This is a genomic window from Actinoallomurus acanthiterrae, from assembly GCF_054775715.1.
In genome coordinates, this window is the sequence record NZ_BAAHCO010000001.1 from 7,046,467 (window position 1) to 7,067,883 (window position 21,417).

Genomic DNA, 21,417 nt, shown 5'->3' on the forward strand with positions numbered 1-21,417 from the left:
CAGCTATGGCTCAGCACGCCGGGTAACGAGTAATGCTACATTGATCCGAACCGTTTACTCAGAAACCCTTGGGGGGGACATGGCACAGCAGGTCATCAAACGACTTATCGACGATCTAGACGGCACCGACGCCGAAGAGACTCTTCCGTTCTCTATCGACGGTGTCTCCTACGAGATCGATCTCAGCAGCGACAACGCAAAGAAGTTGCGCGACTCTCTGTCGCCGTTCGTGGAGCACGCGCGGAGGGCCGGCGTGGGACGCCGCCGCCGCAGCCGTGCCGCCTCGAGCCGCGAGCGCAGCGCGGACATCCGTGCGTGGGCGAAGGCGCGTGGCATCAAGGTCAACGAGCGCGGCCGTATCCCGGCGACTGTCGTCGAAGAATACGAACGCGCCAACTGACGGCTCACCGAGCCACTGCAATCTCGAGCGACCAGTCATATGGTCGGGCAAGCCGGATGGCGGTTCAGGGCCGAGGCTCATGGTGCGGTCGACGGCGGACGATCGTCGTCGGCCGCAGCTGGAGAATGGAGCGCCGCGCTGGCGTCGTTGCGGCGGTCGTTCAAGCCGTTTCAGGCCGACAGTCGTACGGTCAACGATCTGACGGTTGCGCCCGAGACGCGTGCCTGCTGATGCCCGCAGGTATCAGAGACGCCGTTGCCGGCCCTGGTCGGAGGGCTCCTCGTCCGGCGAGGTATAGCGGACGGCGTCATCTCCGTTGCGGTGTCTTCTTCCGGCGGCGTCCTGACTCGGCGGAGATGAGATTTGTGTGTTGCTGGCTTCGGCCTGGAGCAGAGGCGGCAGGGCTGTCGGCTCCTGGGCGTAGAACATCTGAAGTGTTTTCGCGGTGACGAACAGTCCATGTATGTCGTGGGCGGTTGCCTGTACTACGTGTGTGTCGGTGATCTTGCGGGCGCCCCGGAGGTCACCATTGTCGTCGTAGATGACCTCGTACATGATCTGAGAGCCGATGATGACGGTCTCCGGCAGGGGCGTGCCCTGTTCTAGGTGGCGAATGCTGCCTGCGTCGAGGATGTGGATTTGTTCGCCGGCCTCTGCTCGCAATCGAATGTAGTAGAGCTCCCATTGCAGGTAGGGCGTGTAAGGCTTGTCCACGATCCGCAGGCGCCGCAGTTCGACGTCGGGATAGCTCAGCACGGGGTCTTGGATGTCGTCTCGGCGTCCGTCGATGAGCCGTATGGCCTCGCGCCAGTCCCCGGCATCGAGTGCGCGCCAGCTTGGGTCTTCCGGTTCACGGAACGCCTGACGTCTTTCGAGTTTGAGAACACTGCCGCCAAAGTCGTTGAAGTGTCTCGAGAAGTCGGCGAGGTAGTCCTCGACGGACAACGCGTCACCGGGAACGTCTCGAAGTCGTTCGATCATGACAGCTCCGATGCGGGCATTGGGGCGATCCTTGACACCAAGCCACGATATTCGCGTGGCGACCGGCTGCCCGATGCGATGAGCGTCCACGGGCAGATACCGCTGAAGCATGCCTGGCCAGGATCAGGGATGCGTGTGGCAACCATGAAACCAGGCCGCGATCGGCCATGACACCATCGCGCCGTGATGCCCTCCGATGCACGATCATGCGGGCACGCCAGCGATGAGCGGGCACGGCGACGCCTATCGGTGAGCATCGCCGAGGTGCGCTTCGGCGCATGACCCAACGCATCGCTTACCCTCCGCTGATCGCTGTTCTTTAGAGTGCGCGTCCTTCGGACGGAGCACCGCCGGGACAGGCAACTGCCGCGGTGTTTGGTCTGCACGATGTCCGTCCAGGTGGCACTACAGGTGCGGGGGTCTGCGTGGGCACGTCGGCATCGAGGGTATGGAGATTGGAGCGGATTGAGCGCTCATCTGATGGTCGTTGCGGGTTATCTTTCTCTGCCCACTCCGGCTCACAAGCTGGCGCTGATGAAGATTTGTGATTCAGCTGACGACAGGAACCGATTGGGCTTCCCGGGCCTGGACGCGGTGCGTATCTGGGCTGACGTCAAGAAATCTCGCGGCTTGCAGATCATCAAGGATCTCCAAGAGTTGGGATTGCTGATGCAGGTCGAAAAAGCGCGCCGGGGAAGGCGGGCAGTTTTCAAGGTGTTCCCCGAGCCTGGCGATGAGGTGTTCTCCGTTGCGGGCAAGGCCGGGCTGCCGTGCCCAGGAGGCGATCGGTTCCGCGGCGTACCCGCGATTCCCCAGTCCGACCAGGAGATCGCCGCTTTGATATGCGCCATCGATGCGAAACGCTGGCCAGGTGCGGCAGACCCTTCCGAGTCCCGGCGCCCGACTGCCGCAGCGGGAACGGATGGGTCCAGCCCACCGGACCCTGACAGCGTGGGTCCACCACAGCGGACCCTGGATTCTGGGTCCGATGGATCGGACCCATCACCGGGCTTTGGGTCCAACGGCGGTGACCGAAAGGGTCCGATCGGACCGGTCAATGGGTCCGGCAGGCCGGACCCCTTCGGTTCCTTCCTTCCGTCAAACACAACTTCGGTACCCCTAGGCCCCGACACTGCCGCCGCGGACTCCGTCTCATCTCGACCCGGCAGGCCGAGCCCGCACGGCACCGACTCCGGTCAACAGCCGCGGACGGCGCACCCGCGCGAGCCCGATGGTCACTCCGAGCGGGGTCGGGGCCAGCGATCTGCGGACGCTCTGGCCCGGCAAGTCGCTGACGACTGGTGGAGCTACCTGACCCGGAAGGGAACACCCCTCTCAACTGCTCCCGGCAGCAGACAATTTTTGGCGTTCGCTGCGCTTATCCGCGAACGCATTGAGTCGGGGTATTCCATCGATGAGCTCAAACGGGCCGTCCACAGCCTGTATGAGCGGTACAGCATGCAGATCCCCTCAGCGCAGTCACTTGACCGGGAGCTGACGGCTGCGCGTCGCGGTGTAGGAACTGGACGGCGAGGAACCGGGATCGCGGCAGAAACAGACCACGGCGCGGCGGGTCGACTGGCTGAGGTGTTCGAGGATGACTCCTGACCCTGATGACCTTTCACCGGAACAGCGGGATCTTCGCGATCGCCTGTGCGCGCAGGCCGGATTTGCCGGCTGGGCCGATCTGCTCGCGCAGATCGAGGCAGCGCAGGCAGCCGGAATGAACGAGCTCACCGAACGCCTGCAACGGCTGAAGGGGTTCGTAGAAATCGATCTTCGCCGGATGGCCGATCGCCCTGAACGCTGGTCGGCCGTACCCGGACGGCAGCAGGACGAGCGTGAAGCGTCCGGACCTCCGCAGCGACCGGGCGCTATCGAGGAGGGAGTCAGGCTCGACGCGCTCATCGCGGGACTCAGTCCCCGCCTCCGTGATCGGATCGACCAAGAGCGCCGCGCGCTCGGGGACCTGTCTGCCGTTGAACGCCAGGCGTTCTGGAAGCAGATCGATGAGGAGGCACAAGCCGCGCAGGCGGCCGAACGCGTCGCGAATCGCCGGCGCCGCTACGTCGAAAGCCGGCCGCCGGACTACGCCGAAGCCTGTTACGAGCGCCTGTTGCCGCAGCAGAACCCGGCCGCCAAGGGATCGCTCTGGCTGCGGTCCGCACACACGATGGCATTGATCATGGGTCCGAGCGGTCACGGAAAGAGCTACCTCGCGTATGCGATCAGCAACCACGCCGCCGAGGAGGGCATGTGGGTCGAAGCCTGGTACGTGCCCGAGCTGATGCAGGTGCTGGCGTCACCCGATGGACATGAGCGCAACGACGAGGTTCGCGCTCAGCGCCGCACACGCGTCTTCTCCGCGGTCCGCGAGTGCGAACTGCTGATCCTGGACGAACTCGGTGCCGAGACCGCGAGCGGCTACCGCGCCGATGAGTGGACCAGACACCTCATGACCATCCTCAAGCATCGCTGCGACGACTCCCGGCTCCGCACGGTCGTCGTAGCGGAGTCCACCAACCGCCGGCAGGCAACCGACCCACTGAAGCAATACGGCGCACGGATCATCACCCGCCTCCACCAAGACTGCGTCGGGATCTGGATCGAAGGTGAATGTCTGCGCACAGGAGCGCGCTGGGCACCGTTTTAGCATCCACCGTATGCTCCCAGGCTTCTGTGAATCCATCACAAAGCACAAACGCCTGCCCGCGAAGCATCCATATTTCTGTACGCCTCTCAGTCCCGCGCACGGCGAGCACCGGCTCCTGACGTTCCGCTAACGCGCCGCTGATGCGGATCCTCTACGTTCTCGCACCGAAGCACACCGCCTTCACTCATCTTTTGTGAAGGCCGAGCCTTCGGAGGTTAAATGAGACTGAGGATCGTTCTCGCGTCCGCGCCGATCACAGCGGCCATCATCATCGGCACCACGACTGCTCACGCCGACCCGATCCCCGTACAGCGCACGGTCATCGCTCCGAATTCGGGCGTGCACGCCACCGTCCGATGCGACGACTTCTGCGCATGGGCCCGCCCGAACTTCCGTGGCCTCTCCTACGACTTCCCTCCGGGGCGGCATACGTGTTGGATCCTGCACCCCAACATCCGCTCCGCGGAAAACCACACAGGGCACACCGTGCACTTCTTCCGGTATCACCGCTGTAGCGGCAGCACGTTCGCGATCCGGAACGGTTACCACACCGCTCGAACGCCGTGGCCAGTCGGAGCGATCGCCGTCTACTAGGAACCTCGCGCCCGGCCGGTGGGCTTCGCCGGCCGGGCGTACCTATGGTCTGACTTCGCGAGATGGCCGTGGAATCCCGACGGAGTTGCCAACGTCGATTAGAGGGTGTCAGGGACGATGACTGATCAGAAGGTCCTTGCTTCTTTGATCACGCGTGTCCGGCTACAGCGAGGGATAATTCTAAGGAAGGATACGATACAAAGCTCCACCGAACACTTGCCCCGAACAACATATCGCGAGGCAGAGAGAGGATGGTGGTATCCGAGCGAGAAAACACTAGATTCCATTCAAGACATCCTCCGTTTCTCGCCAATCGAGCGAATGACGATCCGTGCCGTGTGGGCCGCCGCCCGGGTCATGCCAGAATCGACTGTTCCTCAGATGCCATCACTGGGGTGGCTGGTTCGACAAACGCGACTCGTCAAAGGTATGACTCAAGAAGATCTGGCGGGTAACGACTTCAATCGCAAGTTCATCTCCTCATTGGAACTCGGCCTTTCCGAATTCGATGACAGAAGCTTCAAAATTATCGCGGACCGACTCGGAATCAGCTACGACGAACGAGAGTACTTTAGGAGTATTCTTCATACTTTCCCTCGAACGCAGCTGGCCGCACGGTCCGCAGATTCAATCGTGACGCCAGGTGATCGGATGCGAAGCCTCCGCGTGGGGCGGGGCATGAGACAGCTAGATCTCGCGGCTGCTTCGGGTTTGAGTAAAGGATATCTCGCCCAAGTGGAGACGGGAAGACGAGGAATAGGAAAGGATACCGCCCGGCTGCTTGCGAACGCTCTAGGATGCCACCCAAGCCATCTATCCGACGGCCCGGACAGGAAAGAGCTAGCAAGAATCACTATCACGAAAGAGCGCGCGGATCGATCCTTCTCCCACGGCGAGTTCCAGGCGGCGTTGGCGAACTACCAGATAGTGACCGCCGACTCTAACGTAGAACTGATTCCTCGCATTTACGCCGATGTTACTTACGCCATCGCGCAATGCCTCGAAGCATTCGGCGAGTTCAAAGCTGCGATTTCAGGGCTTTTGAACCTGCGTCGCCGCATCTCTACGCGTGACGAACACTGGTCCGGTACTGAGGCGTTGCTTGCGCGCTGCTACCGTCGACTGGGGAACCTCAGCAAGGCCGAGCTCGTCGTTCAGGCGGCGCAAAAGGTCGCCGCCCGACACAATACGCCACCCATTGATGCCACCCTTTTGCGCATCGAGTCAATCTCGGTCCGTGCTGAGCGCGGCGAGTCGAGCGCCGCCATGCGGATGGCCCGGCAGGTGGTGAATGATCTCGATCAGATGCGATCACCCCAAAGACGTGTGACAGGCCTTTCACGGTTGGCGGAGATAGCTCTCCGGTGCGGCGATGTGACTGGCGCTGTTGCTTTCGCGAGCGAAGCCTACGTCATTGGTAATGCCTATGTGACGGCATCCCCCGCCCATCTCACGCTCGAATTCACCGGCACGCTACGCCGCACAGGCAACAAGGATGCCCTAGAAAGCGCTTTGATCATTCTTGGCTCAGAATCGCTGTTCGGCCACGCCATCCCACCAGAATCGACGATCCGCCGGCTCACCCTCCTTACGGAGATCAACACCGCTCTTGGGCGCCCCGCAGAAGGACTCCGATACCAGGAGTCCTTGATCCTCGAACTCGATGGCGCATCGATAATTCTTCGCGTTAGAGCATTTACCGCGCTCGGCCAAGCTCATCTTGCCAACGGAGAGTCGATTGCTGCGGGGCACTTCCTCAAAGCCGCATCAGCACTTGTGAACCGGAAAGGTCTACGTGCACCGAACCACAGCACACGTGAGAAGATCGAGCCTCAGACAGCGCCGAGACGGGCACCCTCCCCGACGACGTACCTCACCCCCGTCAATGAGAATCACAACCGAGCGGGCAATACGCTCCGTCGACGATGACCGCCGATCCGGACTTATTCCACGACACCACGCCCGGTATCCACTGCGAGATTTTTCCACTTGCCCGACGACCTGCAAGCCAGCGCCGATTCACCTAAGATGTCCCTATGCCCGTAAAACCGCTCAAAAGCGTCGTCGCACTCACCATCTTTGCCCTTCTCGCCGGATGCGGCGGAAACGGACTGGGCCAGCTGATTGGGGTCTGGTCCTCCGAGGACGAGACACTCACCGTCTTCAAAGACGGTAAAATGTCGGTCACCGGCGACTACTCCTCTTGCGCCGGCACGGCCAAGCGAGATAGCCACGGCTACCGAATGGACTTCGACTGCGGCGTTAAGAAGGGTATCGCGACAGCCAAGCTCAAGGATCGCCAGACGCTACAGGTCACTATCGGAGATAAAACCACCATGTTCAGGAAGCGTCAGAGCTGACACGGCCGCACGCGTCGGCGGACCCGCCAGGACTCTCGAACCATGTCAGCGTCTCCTGATCCAGGACCAGGGGCCGGGTGCCATCCCTGGATCCGAGTTCACGCCGCCGTCTCCCCTGTTTCCTGGCGTCCTGGTTATCCGGCAACAGCCCTCGACTCTGTCGCCTGCTCAGCAGCGACGGTCACGGTGCCGTCCCGGCCCGGCAACCACAACCAGAGCCGTCTCCCGCGCGCGGCCGACCCCCGCCCGGACGCTGCCACCAGCGCGCGCCGGCCCCGCAGATGCCCGTGCCCGTCCCCGAGGCCGAACCATTCGTTCTGCTCGACCCACAGTCGCAGCTGCGCGGACTCCCATGGTCCGTTGACCACAAGCGCGCACCCGTTCCGCCGAGCCAGCGTCGGCAGCCGCCGTGCAGTCTGGGGACTCGGCGGCCCCGGCGGTCGCACCAACACCAGCGCACAGGCGTCCGTAAGCGCGGCAACCACATCAGCCCACCGCGACCCGGGTTCGTCGACGAGCAGAACCCGCTCCGGATCCAGGCCGCCGGCTTCGCCGCCCATCGCCGCGGCGGCGTGAACATTGATCTCGGGAATCCCAACGATCGCGCACAAGCGGTCGCCGAGTCCGGCGGTCAACGCCAAAGCCAAGGTGACAGAGCCGACCACGCTCGTCACCGAACCCGGTCTGAGGCCACCACCGGGCACCAGGTCGCGGAGCCCCGGCAGCACGGGGACCAACGCAAGGTCCGCGAACGGAGACACGCCTTGAACAACCTGAGGCACCTCCATACTCGAACAATAATTCGATACCGTCCGCTGCGCGAGCCAGGCCCAGCCCATCAGGGCCGCGATGTACGCACAGCGATAGTCAGCGAATCCCGATCCACGCTGGCTGCCGGGCATCGAAGCCCGTGGGCTCCGGCAGGCCATCGGCGTGGCTCGGCTCAGGCACCCCGGGCGGCTGCGATCGCCTCGCCCACGTCGGTGATCTTGGGGCACTCTGCCAAGGGCCATCACCGTGCGCAGTCGTTCTCTGGGGTGGTGTGGTGGGCCGCGGCTTGGGCGTCAGTGATCCGGACCTGGCATGCCTGCGCTACGTCCGTCCAGGAGGCGCCGCTGGCGAGTAGTTGCCGTACTGCTGCCCGCAGGGCCTCATCGTAGGTGCGGCGCTGCTCGGCGAGCAGGTCCAGTTCCGCCGATTCCGGTTTCAGCTGCACGGCCGGGGGCTGGTCGGTTCCGTGCAGCAGCGCGAGCGCGTCGCGAGCGGTGGTCTGTAGTTCTCGCAGGCTCCGGCCACAGACGATGATGGTGTCCTCACCGGGCCGGGTAATCCACATCCGGTCCTGCCGGATGACCGGCAGGGTCACAGCCACGTCGCCGGTCGTACGGCTGCCGGTGCCCTGGTCGGTCGCGGCCTGGTCGCGGCGGCTGGTCACCGGACGACGTCCTGCAGAAGCGTGATGACCTGATCGGCGACCGCCGCGGGCAGCTCGCCGCGTGGCAGCACGAGTTGACGGCCGCCGGCGTCGTACAGCACGTGCGCGCCGGACTCACGCACCGGGGTGAGCGTGATCCCGTGCTCGGCGGCGGCCGCGTGCACGCGCCCCCAACCGGGCCGGCGCTGCTCGTGCATCCGCGCGGTCACCTGTTGCGCCTGGTACCACTCCTCCAGCGGAACGATCGCCGGATGCGCCTGGGTACGTGACCACACCCATTGGCAGATCGGGGTGGCTCGCTCGTGGTCGGCGCGGCGCCGCCGGCCGAACACCTGGTAGCCGGTGTATTTGGGTTGGTCGATCATTCTGCGCACCTGCCGCCCGCACCACATCGCCTGTCCCTCGGCCAGCGGGTGCCGGTCCAGATCGGCAGCGAGGGTCTGCCCGATACGGCTGTCGCCGAGTTCATGCTCGTTGCGGAGCTCGAACACCAGCTGCACGGTGGCGACGCGGCGTTCATCGGGGTGCAACGCCAGCCGTTGTTTGGGACGGCCGGCGCCGAACCGGTTTGCCGCCGGTGGCGCATCCGGATCAACCACGGCGATGAAGCCGTAGCACGGCTGCCCGTGCCGGTACCCGTCGGCCGCGTGCTGGCGCTGACCGCGCATGGACATCTCCAGCAGTTCGTACCGGAAGATCTCCGCGTTGACCTGTGCCGATCGTCGCGCTTGTAGGAGGCCGCTGCTCGTCCCGCCGCCGCGCGGTTCGTTCGCGCACTCCAGCAACACGCCCCGGGTCTGGAGGTGGTGCTCGACTTGGAGGCTGGGCAGCATGTCGCGCGCGACACGGCTGATGCGCTCGCACACCACACGGTCGAACTCGGCGCCGCGCTCCACCGCCTCCAGCAGTTCGCGCAGCCCGCCGTCGCGCGGGACCGGCACGCCGAGCCGGGCATAGTCCTCGTCGCTGCCTTGGCTCCGCTCGACCAACCCGAGCATCCCCGACTCCACGTCCCAGAAGTAGGCGGCAAACTCCTCGCCCAGTGCCAGCAACCTGGATGCCTCGGCGACCTGCCCGGCGATCGACGCGCGGGGGTCCTGGTTGTCCTTGGTCGAGCAGCGGCCAAGAAACGCGGTGCGGCCCGGACGCTCGGCCGGGGCAGTTTGCTGGAAGCCAGGCAGATCGCTGAGATCGATGGGGGCTTCGAACATCAGGGGTTGTCCTTCGCTCTGGGGTGCTCAAAGGAGCCCTTGTCAAAGGGCTTCACCCCCACATGTGTGGGGAGGGCATCCCCGCGAGCGCGGGGCCAACAGTGCAGGCATTCGCCACGTGTACCCCACGCGGTGCGCGCGGGGCCTGATCAAGCCGAACGCCCGTCACCTTGCCACGCGCGAGCACCGCGCCGCAACAGGTCCGCTAGAACGAGCAGGTGCGGCCGCCGCCAGTGCGAAGCTCGCGTCCGGTGTCCAACGCCACCGCGGTCGCCGCGTTGAACCACCAGGAGCCCCCGGTCCCTCCTCACCGGTGCCGAAGACGGCAGTGACATCCTCGCCGTCGCGGGGTTCCCGCGCATCACCGTCCTCGTCCCGACACCGCGTAGGAGTCGGATTCGGGATTGCTCGGGAGGTGAACATCTCCCGGTCAGTGTCGGTCAGCGCGGTCTCCTGCCGGACCGGGTTGACGCCTGCGGTGGTGATCGCGACCGGGTACCGCGGGCGGTCCGCCCAACGCTGAACCTCCCGCCCGGATGGGGTTCAGCAGGGTGCCGGCCTTGTCGCTGGCATCGGCCTGGTGACGTTCGAGGAGTTCGACTTCGACCACCAGCGCTCCCTCAAACGCGAGGCCATCACCCACCTGGGCACCCTGGACTTCGTCACCGCCAAAGAGAACGTGGTGTTCCTCGGGCCGCCCGGCACCGGCAAGACCCACCTGTCCATCGGCCTGGGCATCCGTGCTTGCCAGGCCAGCCACCAGGTGGCGTTCGCCACCGCCGCCGGATGGGTCAACCGCCTCGCCGAAGCCCACCACGCCGGCCGCCTCCAAGACGAACTGATCAAGCTCGGGCGGATCCCGCTGCTCATCGTCGATGAGGTCGGCTAATCCCCGCCACACAACCCCGGGCTGGGTAATCGTCATTGTACTGACAAACGGCGTTGAGCGGAGCCCCAAAGCGAAAATCTGTCGTCATTAGCTTCAAAGATCGACCACCACCGGTCGTGCATTTTGCGTCGCAGTCGTCTCGCGAACTCGCGGAAATCCCGGGCGCTACCGCGCCCAACCCAAACACTCAGCTAACGCCCCCCTGACCCGCTCAGCATATTCTGCGCCAGCCGAAGGGAGGGCACATGGCAAGACAAGAGACGGTAGGAGCCCGCATAAAGGAATTGAGGCGCCGGCGTTCGATGACCCAATACCAACTCGCCAAACGTCTGCGAGATCCGGTTAGCGACAGCTACATTGCCCTCATCGAACTGGGCCGACGAAATCCCACGCCGGGAGTACTCACACAAATCGCCAAAGCTCTCGGGACGGATGATATCTATCTGAAGGCAGGGGTCAGCATCGAGATCGCCGAACGCCTGAGACGATCGATCACGCAGGCGTCGGAGGCATTGAATCAAGGATGGATAGAGCGCGCATTCGATCATATCAACACCGCTCTGTCGATCCCTTCCATCGCGCAACTACCGAGCATCGACGACTACGCGGCGATCGTCCACGCTCGAGTCTTGGAGGACATGGGTCGCTTCGATCAAGCCGTAGAACGCCTACGCCCGTTGGTGACAGCAACCCGTGTTGGTGAAACCGTCTGGACGGAGGCATATGCAGCACTGGCACGCTGCCATCGCCGCAACGGCGATCCGTATAGAGCCGAGGTGATTGTTCAGGACGCCTTGAGAGCTTTGCCTAAACCCCGTCCCGGTGCGCGGAACAACGCCTATGTGGTTATCGCCACCGAACTGATCGCCACACGCACCGCTCAGTCCAATCACACAGGTGCCGAACGCGTGGCGAACGACCTCATCAGCCGCATCGAGGATGAATCCCCCCCTCGCCTGCAGTATGTCGTGTATTGGCACGCCGCTCAAGCGGCTGCACGTCGAGGCGATGGCAGCAGCGCCGTCAGGTTCGCTGATACAGCCGTAAACATTGCCGCCTCCGCACGATTCGCCACTGATGTGCAACTGGCCAACGACTACGCAAGCCTCGTCTTGAGTGTCGGCGACGAGTCCGCCATCGAGCGGGCGCTTAACCGACTCCTCGACCTCGAGGCCAACGAAAGCGTGCCGTCAAGCATCAAGGGCACGTCCATCGCCCTTCTCGTTCGCTGTCATGTGGCCCTGGGCAACACACAGGCCGTCCACGAAAACGTTGCGTATATAGAGCAGTGGATCAGCCACGCTCCGGACGCAGCCCGCGGCCAAGCACTCGTCGCCTACGGTAAGGCTTTCGCTGATATCGATGAACTCGGAAAAGCAATAGAGTTGATCAAAGATGCGGCCGCCCTGCTCGATAAATGCGGTTATCGAGATGATGCTGCATTGGCCTGGACGGCGTTGGCGGCGGTATATCAGCGCAGCAGCGCCTCAATAGTACGAGGGCATGTCGTTTCTGCTCTTAGAAGAGCCCTGAACAGTGCGGGGATCGGTCCTGTTAACGCGAGCGCCGTTCCGTACGAAGCGCCGGCCTACCACTTCACCGCAGGAGTCGATATAGCAGATCTCATGAATCGTCACACCAGTCGCGGCCACGAGTAGCCAGGAGAGATTCGAGCAAACAAGGACCAGCGTTCCATATGACGCAAGCGGGTCTCACGCGAAATCTGCAGACATGCAATGGCCCTTCAAATTACCTGCGAGCCGAAAAAGAGAACCGAAGATGAAAGAACATGTCGTCGAGGCCACTCGGGAAGATGAGTTGAACTCAACAATCCGGAGTCTACACGCGGGCTCATTGGCGGAGCCCACGCTGGTTGAGGTCGAGGGCCGACCGGCGGCTGTACTGCTCCCCTTGGAGCTCTATCTCGCAGTCGCCGACCGATTGGACGACACGCTGACCGCACGGGATATCGCTGATCGCGTCGCTACAGGCGGTGTCATATACGGGACCATAGCCGATCTCGCGAGCGCCGCCGGCATTGAAAAATTCAAGAGCAATACATCGGAAGATTGATCGCGACCACACTCATCAGGAGAAACCATGGGCGAGGACAATGCGGTCTTCGCTGTCGCTTATTCGACAGAGGTTGCGAAGGACATACGCGAACTCCCGACCAAACGCCTGCAGCTAATAGCACTATACGGAATTGAAGGCCTGATCGCCCGTAGACTTAAAGGGACGATCTTGGGAGAAAATCCATCAAGCCCGGGACTAGGGGGGGCCCGAAGCCTGCGCTTCGATAACCGTCCCGAGCTGGTGCGATACCGCATTGTTTATCGCGAGGTCTTCAATGTCTTCCATATCATCGCCCTCGGCCCTCGCGAGGATCTGGAAGTCTACGTGCGAGCATCCGAACGCCTTGGAGCGACTCCCCGCCGGGATATCGTCGAGTCAATTCAAGGACTGGAAAAGGCTGCACGCGACAGTGTCATTAAAGCAAAAGCCATCGAGTCGCGCGCGCGATCGCTATCCGCGCGCATCGAAAAGAACAAAGGCCCGAGATATCTGGCCGCACTCGAGAAGGGTTCGACGGCACCGGAGCTCCAATTGGCCAGAGCCGCTGATCGCGAGGCTCTCGTGAACCTATACGCAAAGGCTGCGACCTGGAGGAAGTCCGCGTCGCAACTACGAGCCGAGAGACAAACGCTAATTCCGCAACAGCGGCACACATCCGTAATCCAGCCGTCACTTGTCTGCTATGTACACCGAAACAGGGATGACGTACAGGTGACACTGTATCGCGGTCGCCCTTAGACCGGCGCCGCGATGCCATAATTCCCGCCCGACGTCCGGTAGGTCGCCGGCGTCCGCGTCGGTCCGGCTCCCGCGCATGGTGCGCCGGCGCTTCAGCAAATCTTTCCCGCGGCGGTATCCGTGGTACCGGCCCCGGCGCGACGGCCACCGCATCGGACGAGGCTGAGTCCCACTTTATCAATTATTTCGCGATAGATCAGAAAGAAGACTCGCGTACGGCGCGGCACCTCGACTCTGTTGATCCTTCCTTACTGATCGCTGACGGTGGCCTGATGCCCGTCGCCTAAATTTCCCCTGAATCTCAGGGAGTGCGATGAGTACAGATGATGAGCGTATCGGCAGGCGCATCGCCGCTCTGCGGACAATGAGCAACATCAGCCGAAGCTGGCTCGCGGGAAACAACTGCTCTGCGGATGACGTGTACGAGTTCGAGGCCGGGATACGCACCCCGTCCACGGACTTGCTAGCGGCCTTCGCCACAAGGCTTGGCTGCCCGATCGCGTATCTCAGTGACGGTGTTCCTCGGGATGTTCAGATACGGGCGCGTATTTCTGTCGCGCTTGCCGGACAGACGCTTCATCAGTCGGACATCAACGAAGCGTCCCGACGCTACGCACCGTTGGCGCACGACCCCGCTGTCCTGCTGGATGCGAACTTGCGTCGCCGCGTGATGCTCGGGCTCGCCGAGGCGCAAGAACGGCAGGGTCAGTTCGATGCGGCGATCGGGACTCTCCGGCGAATCGAAGCCGACACCCAGGATGAGCCCGGCACCATGGTCTGGGCCGAGACACGGGCGGCCCTAGCGCGATGCCATCGCCTCAACGGGGATCCGCATACCGCTGAACGGATCGCGACCGTGGCGATGACCGCAGGTGCGGCGGACTCCGAAGACTGGAACCGGGGAGGGTATATCGTCCTCGCCTCCGAGCTCGTGTCTGTCCACACAGCCTGCGGTAACCGCGGCGCCGCCAACATCCTCGCCGTGGAACTCGCCAACCGCCTCACGCCGAGCCATCCACCAGAGGTGCAGCTGACCGCCATCTGGGTGCTCGCACGCCTAGGAGCCGATCTGCGCCAGACCGATTCGGCGCTCTTGTGGGTTCTCTATGCCTATGAGGTCGCCTTCTTCAACCACCTCGAACCGCCAGGGCGACTCCTGCAGACGTGCATCGACCTGCTCACGAACGCGGGCGAACCCCGCGCCTCCACCGATGCCATTGCCACGCTTCGCGGCCGGATAGCGGAGCTTAATCCCATATCTGACGAATCCGCGCAAACAACGCTTCGTCATATCCGACAGCTTGCAGGAAATGGGCAAATCGATGACGCACTTCGTAGCTGCAACGTACTTTTGGGGCACCTCCCCGATCTATCAGCTGCCATGCGAATACAGACATTGTTGGTCTATGGGTTCGCACTAACTCCGCACTATGAGGCCCGATTGCCATTGATCGATGCGGGTCGTCTTTGTGACCGCGCCGGCCGCTACGACGTGGCCGCGTCAGTATGGGAAAAGGTCGCTGAGATCGCCGAAGCGGGCGGCGATACAAAGCTCGCCGAGCTGGCCATTATCCGCGCAACCAAGAGCCGACGAAACGCCGCTGACAAAATTCCCCCACAGGGGGACGCCTATCGACGCCCTCCGCCTGAAGCAGACGGCCCAGACGCGAACCTACGCCGAGGTTTGTAAATCCACTCGAGCGGCGTCTACAAACCAACTTGGCACCTCACCCACGGGACGAGCGTAATGACGCTCAAACACGCGCACCACGTTTCATCTGAAACATGCCGTTGGATAGAAGGCAGAATTGAGTACTGACACCGAAATAGGACAGCGCATCGAGCGAGCACGGATCGCGCGCGGCCTAACCCGCGCACAGCTCGCTGGAGACGATACCACCCAATTCGAAATCGTAGCGATTGAAACGGGCACGCTAAGTGCGCCAGCCGAGCTTATCCGCTCACTTGCCATGAAGTTTAAGTGCCCACCGTCTTATCTTACGGACGGCGTACCCGCACATGTTCGGAACGACTTGCAGACGGCCCTCGCCAAAGCAGGAGTATTGGCCTATTCGGGATCTTTCCCCGCCGCATTGAAGGGCTATCAAACTCTTCTAGACAACACCGCTGTACACCTGCTCTCAGAAGTCCATCGTGACGTGATGATCGGCGCATCACTTTGTTATGAGGGCACGGGCGATTTCACCTCGGCGATCAACGTACTGAAGGAATTGATCGCCACGGCAACGCCGAGTGACTGGCATTGGGCCGATGCGCATGCTGGCTTGTCACGCTGTCATCGACGAAGCGGCGATCCAGCCGAAGCCGAAGCTGTCGCCCAACGCGCCATGGATGAACTCGAGAACACGATAGAGCATCTGCGTCTCCGAAACCGCATCGTCATCGGTGTTCAACTTCTCGCCGCAAAAACGGCCCGGTCGGATCGCAAAGGATCCATCAGCCTAGCCCGCGAGCTGATCGATCATTTCTCCGTAGATTCTCCCACACCACTTCGATTTATGACTTACGACCGCGCGGCCAGAAGCGCCGCAACTTTCGGTGATGTTGAGAACGTCGTCCAGTGGGCTGACATAGCATACAAGCTTGCCTCCATCAATAAGCTCATCGACGATAAGGACGTGATCGCCCGCTATACCGGCCTGCTGCTGGAAACCAGGAATCCACGCGTCCCGCTTCGTACTCTTCCCGCCGTACGCAAGAGCCTGCTCACTCCCGCTCGATCACCGGATGTCTCGATCGCAAGACTGATCCTGCTGGTACGCACGGAAATCAACTCTGGGGCGGCGACTCACGCGCTGCCACGTTGCGACAAGCTCATGAAGCTTGTTGCAGGCGCGCCGCCGGCTCTTTGTGGTCACGCTTTGGCCGCACATGGCGACGCACTGGCCGCCAAGGGGCGTTATGAACCCGCCCTGCATAAGTTCAAGACTGCCGCCCGGCTCTTGGAAGAGTCAGGGCTCATTTCCACAGCCGCCGATATCTGGACATCAAAAATCGGGAAAATCTACGGCAAGATGGGCAACAAGGATAAGAGAGTCGCAGCAAATCGCAGGGCCGCGAACATTAAAAACAGGCAGAAATCAACGGTCTACCTCATCCGGCCGGATCTGAACGTCGCTCCGCACGCCTCGGCCGATGCAAAGCAGACCAGAGCCACATAGCCCACCCCTTCTCAACGGAACTATTTTCCTGTCAACCTCGCCGCCAGATCTGCCGCTGATGCTCGCCTAACGACGGCTGCTTACGGTGGCCGGATGACCAGCGAGCCACAAAACGACGGCGGAATCGGACCGCGGATCAGGCGCCTCCGCGTTGCACGGGATTTGGCGATCGATGACCTTGGAGCTCGTGACGCCACAGCGGCCGGCCTCATCCAGTCCATCGAGGCCGGCCTGCACACTCCGGACGCTGAGATGCTTCAGCGGCTCGCCTGCGTTTTGAGCTGTCGCACCGAGTATCTCCAAAACGGTATCCCCGGCGGACAGCGACGGGACTTGCGCCTCCAGCTCGCCCAGGCCGAGCAGCTCCTGGATCACGGAGCGACGGCGGCGGCACTGGAGCGTTACGGCCTGCTCGCCGAGAACCCGGCGGTCATCATCACGACAGCGCTGCACCAGGCCGCCGTTCTGGGAACCGCCCGCGCGTACGAGGCCGCCGGTCACATAGACGCAGCGTTGGACCGTCTGCGGCGGCTGCGCGAAGACGTCGCCGTCACCGATCCGCCCTGGGCGTCGATGCAGGCTCTTCTCGCCCGATGTCACCGCCGGAGAAACGACGCCGGCGGCGCCGCCGCGGTCGCTGCCACCGCCCTCGACAGGATCGGCGACGTCCCCGCCCAGCATCGCCCCGGCAGTTACATCGTCCTGGCCGCCGAACTGCTGGCCGCCTACAACGCACTCGGGGAGCGAACGGAGGCGGACCAACTCGCGCTGACCCTGCGGGGAGTGGCTGACAGCCGGCACATCCCTCACCGACTGCAGGAGCCGGCGCTGTGGGAGATCGCGCGAACCGCGATCGGCCGAGGCGATCTCAGGGAAGCCCATAAGCATGCACGCAAGGCGTATGAGGCAGCACGCATCGACGGCAGCGCGCCATCGTTTGCTCCGGCGCATCGGTGGGCCACGTTGCTGCTGAGCACTGGTGATCGAGCGACCGGAGCGCAGGCCGTCGCGATCTTGCACCATCACCGACCGTCGGCGGCAGCGTCCCCGGAGATCTCGGTCGCCTGCACGGTGTTGCTGGTGAGGTGCCGGATTCTTGCTGGAGACGTGAAAGGTGCGCTGCGGGACTGCCAGGAGCTCATGCTCGACGCCGCCGATGCCCCGCGAAGCCTTCAGGCACTGGCACGAACCACCCTGGGCGAAACCTTGGCGGCGAATGGCGACGTTGAGGGCGCTATGGCCGAGCTGACCGCCGTGTGGGAAATGTTCGAGTCTAGATCCATCAGTAACCCCGCTGGTGAGCTTGCCCGGTACCTCGCCGACGCGATGACCGCTGTCGCAAAGATGGAGGAGGGCGCTTCGGCAGCGGAACAGGCCGCCGGCCACGTTGCCCGCGCGGCGCGCCGGAGCCAGCAGGCCAGTTACAGCCTTCCTGCGAGCGGTACCGTCACCGGCGCCCGCATACGGTATCTGTAGTCTGCGGATCAAAAATTTCGGCATCCGCCGGAGATCGCGCTGCAGCGCAGAGAGCAAGACTCGGCTAACCGAATTGCTCCTCCATGACAGCCAGGTCAGTCGCGGTCGCGTTCCACAACGCCACCTGATTGGCGGCCCCGAAACCCCGGGCCCCGCCTTCTCGCTGAACGATCTGATAGTTGAGCGTTGTACGGCGCGGATGCGGCGATCGGGCATACGCCTGATAAAAAGTTCCGTTACCATCCTTGGCCACCAGGACGCCAGTCCCTCGAAGATCCCTCATCCGGATCATCACTTCGGTCCGATCGGCCATACTGTAGACCAGCTGATCATAATATGTAGACGGCGTAGTCTGGAAAGCCACACCTCTGGTCTTGAATGCGCGAACCGCGTTGGCGATAGATGATGTCGAAAACGCCAAGTAACGCACGCCCGGCCCGTGATTACTCTGCAGGAACTCCGCTGCAGGACTTCGGTTGTCCTGTTCTGCCGGCTCGGTGAACAGACACGTCGCGGCACCAGCGCGATCGTGGATGGCGCACATGTTGACGCGGTTCTGCCCGACACGGATCTGCTCGCGCGGCCCCTCTCGGAAACCGAGCACCTGGCGATAAATATCGACGGTGGGCTGCAAAGTGTCAGGCTGCGTACAGAATTCGATGTGGTCGATGGCGCGTAGATATCGTGAGATCCGGCCGCCAACCGCGTTCCAGCGCCAGGGGCGGCCCGGCGGAGCAACGGGCGCCGTGGCGTCGACCGGATCGATGAGGGTATGGCAGACCGATCCAAGTCCCGCCATCACCACTGTGTAGCAGCCAGTTCCGGTGGGCTGGGTGGGCGTAAGGACCGGCAGCCCTATCCGCAACGCGGACGCTGCGGCCAACGCGATCTCCCGGTGATAGAACGCGACATCGGCGACCCCTTCGCCGTGCTCGGCGAGCCATTCGGTGACCGGGCTGGCGTCCCCGCGCGGCACGGTGATGATCAATTGCAGTCCGTTGCCGCGCAGCAACGTCGAATGACGGTCGCTCATGTCGGCCTCAGCAGCCACGATGAGATCGAAGCCGCGGGTGAAGTAAGCGATCATCGCAACACGGTCACTGACGTAGAGTTCAACGAAAGCGAATCCCTGCATCGGGGCTCCCTGTGCGCCGTCGCGCGACGTCGGTCTTAGTCCAGGTGCCCGGCTGCGGCCTCAGCCGCGCGCCGGGCACCTGACGGCCCGAGGTGATGGTCGTTGGGCGGACCCCAGGCGTGGCCGGACGCTACGAGATGGCGATCAGCGGGCCGTCAGGGCAGCGTAAGCTCACGACTGCTTTCACAAATTCGCGTGTCCGATCGCCGCAGCGGCTGCAGATCCGCTTTCCTGTCGGAACATGCTGGTGCCGCAGACATTCGTTCTGAGTCGAAGATACGCATCGTCGGCTTCGAAATAACTCGCGTTGTTGCTAACGATGCCAGCACTGTTCGCTGACCATCGCCTTATCCATTGCTGATACAGCATTCTTATTGTCCCCTGTATGCGAATACTCAGGGCGGTGGCGGTGACCACCGCAGCGCTGATCTTTCTCGCCGGGTGCGGGATCATCCATGAACAAGAGCGCCCGGCACGCCGTTCGCCCGGCGGCTCGCCTGCAGCGATCACGTCCGCGTGGACCGTAAGGATCACTCCGGCGAGTGCCGTCAGATCGGTGCCTGGCGGCTTTGTCGCTTACGCACTCGACGACGCGGGTCACTTCGCGGCGATCGGCCTCGACGCCGACACGGGACGGATCAGGTGGCGGCACGCAGCCACCCCGTCCTACCTCGCCGGTGGTGAAGGCCTGGACCTGATCGCGCGGGATGACGTCGTCGTCTTCATCGCGTCGTCCGGCGTCTATGAACTCGGTGGCGCCCAGGTGCTGGCGGTCGATCCCGGCTCAGGTCGGCGTTTGTGGTCGTACGGGAGGCCCGGGCAGCGCATCATCGCTCAGCTGCAGTGGTGCGCCGAAGGCCAGCGGGTCTGCTTCGTGACGACGCACGCCGATTTCTCCCGATCCGAGCTCGTGGTGGTTGACGCGGCCGACGGGCGGGTCGTGGCGCGTCGCGAGGTCGGTGATGGCCGCCGGATCTCAGATGAGTTGTATGCCGCGGACTCGGGCAGACTGATGCGCGTCGACGCGGCTGGCCATCGCGTGTGGCTGCGCTCAACAGCGGAGGTCTTCGGCCGAGACGGCTTGTCCGTGGACGCTGGCTGGGACATCCGACGCCAGGGCGACCGCTATATCGGCTGGCTCGGGCACCGTGAGGATCCGCCGACGCCCCGTCATGTCCAACAGCTCGGAGCCGGCGCCGTCGCCGCGTTCGACGCGGCCACGGGACGTCGTTTGTGGTCCCGCACCGGTGTGGAGACCATCTGCGGAGGGATCGACTTCGATCCGCGTCACCCGATGTGGTGCCGCACCTCAGGATCTGTCGAATGGGGTCCCAACCTGCGACCGCGCGTGTCCGGGGTGGACGTCACGTTCGAAGGATTCGATGCCACGGGGCGCATCCGCTGGTCATGGCACGCCAGCGCTATACCCGGCCTGTTCTCCACGGCAAATGCCACCCTCCGGATCGACGACACGACGTACCTCGTGCACTCCCCCAAGGGCTTGATGCGGCTGGATCTGGACAACGGTGTCCGGGCCGTGACCGGCGCGCTGGCCTCTGGATGGTGCAGCGATCAGCACGGCGTCCGCCCCTCCCAGACCATCAAGGCGACGGGGTGGTCCAGCTACGTCACCCGCCGGTTCTGGCCGTGCGACACCTCAGGTGAGGCCATTCCTGTTCCACCGACCACGCCGACGTTCGCAGGCACACGGGTCGGAGAGCGTTACGTGTGGCCTGATCGCAACGCAATCCGTGCAGTGACCATTGGGCAACGTTCCTGACCACTCGACGCCCCCGGCACGCCGCGGCCTCCTTCAGCTCTCCGAGTCCGGCACGGCTGGAATGCGGACTTCGGCCTTCGGCGCATGACAGTTGAAACAGCAACGTGCGTTCAGGTCGGCCAGCCGTTGACGCAGCACGTTGGACTCCGCACACGCCGACGCCAGCGGCATCGGCTAGGTGAACGCGACCGAAACGATCGGTGTGTTGTCAGTCGTCTCGGTCGACGATCGGCTGGCGCTTGATGACGGCATAGACGGGCGTCGTGGGCCCAACGTAGGCGCCCGTGAGGTTGAAACTGATCCATTCTCCCCATGGTCGGCGGATGTCTCAGCGCCGTCCTTCCGCCCGCGCCAGTGCCTGGCCGAGCTTAGGAGAGCTGGTGCCCGACCGCGCGGTCGGCTTCGCCGGTCACGATCAGGGCTCACTCGCTGGCTTGGGTGGCTCAGTCGGCGGAGCTGGTCGATCCTGACGTGATGGGGCGTCGGCGCCGGGTGGCGTGGTGGGTT

18 protein-coding genes are annotated in these 21,417 nt (G+C 63.3%); 13 read left to right on the plus strand and 5 right to left on the minus strand.

Going from position 1 to position 21,417, the window contains the following annotated elements:
* The first annotated feature begins 79 nt into the window (after window positions 1–79).
* Window positions 80–400 (plus strand): histone-like nucleoid-structuring protein Lsr2, encoded by a 321-nt coding sequence (locus ACYVF7_RS33235; RefSeq protein ID WP_460348490.1) that lies wholly within the window; start codon window positions 80–82, stop codon window positions 398–400.
* Window positions 401–643: 243 nt separating this feature from the next.
* On the opposite strand, the gene ACYVF7_RS33240 is transcribed toward ACYVF7_RS33235, so the two are convergent.
* Complete coding sequence (locus ACYVF7_RS33240) at window positions 644–1,381, minus strand: DUF6879 family protein (RefSeq protein WP_460348492.1); 738 nt, start codon at window positions 1,379–1,381, stop codon at window positions 644–646.
* 1,597 nt (window positions 1,382–2,978) lie between these two features.
* On the opposite strand from ACYVF7_RS33240, the gene ACYVF7_RS33245 reads away from it, so the two are divergent.
* The 4 genes from ACYVF7_RS33245 to ACYVF7_RS33260 all read left to right on the plus strand — a co-directional run bounded on the left by ACYVF7_RS33245 (window position 2,979) and on the right by ACYVF7_RS33260 (window position 6,988).
* Complete coding sequence (locus ACYVF7_RS33245) at window positions 2,979–4,034, plus strand: ATP-binding protein (protein ID WP_460348494.1); 1,056 nt, start codon at window positions 2,979–2,981, stop codon at window positions 4,032–4,034.
* A gap of 219 nt (window positions 4,035–4,253) precedes the next feature.
* Window positions 4,254–4,628 carry a peptidase inhibitor family I36 protein gene (locus ACYVF7_RS33250; protein WP_460348496.1) on the plus strand — a complete coding sequence of 125 codons (375 nt, stop codon included), beginning with the start codon at window positions 4,254–4,256 and terminating at the stop codon, window positions 4,626–4,628.
* A 117-nt stretch (window positions 4,629–4,745) separates the two neighbouring features.
* On the plus strand, window positions 4,746–6,557 hold the full coding sequence (locus tag ACYVF7_RS33255; RefSeq protein ID WP_460348498.1) for a helix-turn-helix domain-containing protein: 1,812 nt from the start codon (window positions 4,746–4,748) through the stop codon (window positions 6,555–6,557).
* 107 nt (window positions 6,558–6,664) lie between these two features.
* Window positions 6,665–6,988 (plus strand): hypothetical protein, encoded by a 324-nt coding sequence (locus ACYVF7_RS33260; protein WP_460348500.1) that lies wholly within the window; start codon window positions 6,665–6,667, stop codon window positions 6,986–6,988.
* Window positions 6,989–7,122: 134 nt separating this feature from the next.
* On the opposite strand, the gene ACYVF7_RS33265 is transcribed toward ACYVF7_RS33260, so the two are convergent.
* The 3 genes from ACYVF7_RS33265 to ACYVF7_RS33275 form a co-directional block, all read right to left on the minus strand.
* Window positions 7,123–7,776 carry a hypothetical protein gene (locus ACYVF7_RS33265; protein WP_460348502.1) on the minus strand — a complete coding sequence of 218 codons (654 nt, stop codon included), beginning with the start codon at window positions 7,774–7,776 and terminating at the stop codon, window positions 7,123–7,125.
* Window positions 7,777–8,000: 224 nt separating this feature from the next.
* Entirely contained in the window at window positions 8,001–8,423 is a 423-nt protein-coding gene (locus ACYVF7_RS33270; RefSeq protein ID WP_460348504.1) for a hypothetical protein, read from the minus strand.
* Window positions 8,420–9,634, minus strand: a complete 1,215-nt coding sequence (locus ACYVF7_RS33275) for a recombinase family protein (protein ID WP_460348507.1) — start codon at window positions 9,632–9,634, stop codon at window positions 8,420–8,422. The genes ACYVF7_RS33270 and ACYVF7_RS33275 overlap by 4 nt, the downstream gene beginning before the upstream one ends.
* 580 nt (window positions 9,635–10,214) lie before the next feature.
* On the opposite strand from ACYVF7_RS33275, the gene ACYVF7_RS33280 reads away from it, so the two are divergent.
* The 7 genes from ACYVF7_RS33280 to ACYVF7_RS33310 all read left to right on the plus strand — a co-directional run bounded on the left by ACYVF7_RS33280 (window position 10,215) and on the right by ACYVF7_RS33310 (window position 17,995).
* Window positions 10,215–10,523, plus strand: a complete 309-nt coding sequence (locus tag ACYVF7_RS33280; protein ID WP_460348509.1) for an ATP-binding protein — start codon at window positions 10,215–10,217, stop codon at window positions 10,521–10,523.
* Between the two features lie 245 nt (window positions 10,524–10,768).
* Entirely contained in the window at window positions 10,769–12,181 is a 1,413-nt protein-coding gene (locus ACYVF7_RS33285; RefSeq protein WP_460348511.1) for a helix-turn-helix domain-containing protein, read from the plus strand.
* A 121-nt stretch (window positions 12,182–12,302) separates the two neighbouring features.
* Window positions 12,303–12,596: a hypothetical protein gene (locus tag ACYVF7_RS33290; RefSeq protein ID WP_460348513.1), complete on the plus strand. Its 294-nt coding sequence runs from the start codon at window positions 12,303–12,305 to the stop codon at window positions 12,594–12,596.
* Window positions 12,597–12,623: 27 nt separating this feature from the next.
* The gene (locus tag ACYVF7_RS33295) at window positions 12,624–13,337 is read left to right on the plus strand and encodes a hypothetical protein (protein WP_460348515.1); all 714 of its coding nucleotides are present in this window, start codon (window positions 12,624–12,626) and stop codon (window positions 13,335–13,337) included.
* A 313-nt stretch (window positions 13,338–13,650) separates the two neighbouring features.
* A complete protein-coding gene (locus ACYVF7_RS33300; RefSeq protein WP_460348517.1) occupies window positions 13,651–15,027 on the plus strand; it encodes a helix-turn-helix domain-containing protein in 1,377 nt (458 codons plus the stop codon).
* Window positions 15,028–15,145: 118 nt separating this feature from the next.
* On the plus strand, window positions 15,146–16,519 hold the full coding sequence (locus ACYVF7_RS33305; protein ID WP_460348519.1) for a tetratricopeptide repeat protein: 1,374 nt from the start codon (window positions 15,146–15,148) through the stop codon (window positions 16,517–16,519).
* A gap of 93 nt (window positions 16,520–16,612) precedes the next feature.
* Window positions 16,613–17,995: a hypothetical protein gene (locus tag ACYVF7_RS33310; protein WP_460348521.1), complete on the plus strand. Its 1,383-nt coding sequence runs from the start codon at window positions 16,613–16,615 to the stop codon at window positions 17,993–17,995.
* A 64-nt stretch (window positions 17,996–18,059) separates the two neighbouring features.
* Here ACYVF7_RS33310 and ACYVF7_RS33315 read toward each other — a convergent pair whose 3' ends face one another.
* Window positions 18,060–19,130 (minus strand): VOC family protein, encoded by a 1,071-nt coding sequence (locus ACYVF7_RS33315; protein WP_460348523.1) that lies wholly within the window; start codon window positions 19,128–19,130, stop codon window positions 18,060–18,062.
* 403 nt (window positions 19,131–19,533) lie between these two features.
* Between ACYVF7_RS33315 and ACYVF7_RS33320 the strand changes: the two genes are divergently transcribed.
* Window positions 19,534–20,910, plus strand: a complete 1,377-nt coding sequence (locus ACYVF7_RS33320) for an outer membrane protein assembly factor BamB family protein (RefSeq protein ID WP_460348525.1) — start codon at window positions 19,534–19,536, stop codon at window positions 20,908–20,910.
* Window positions 20,911–21,417 lie beyond the last annotated feature (507 nt).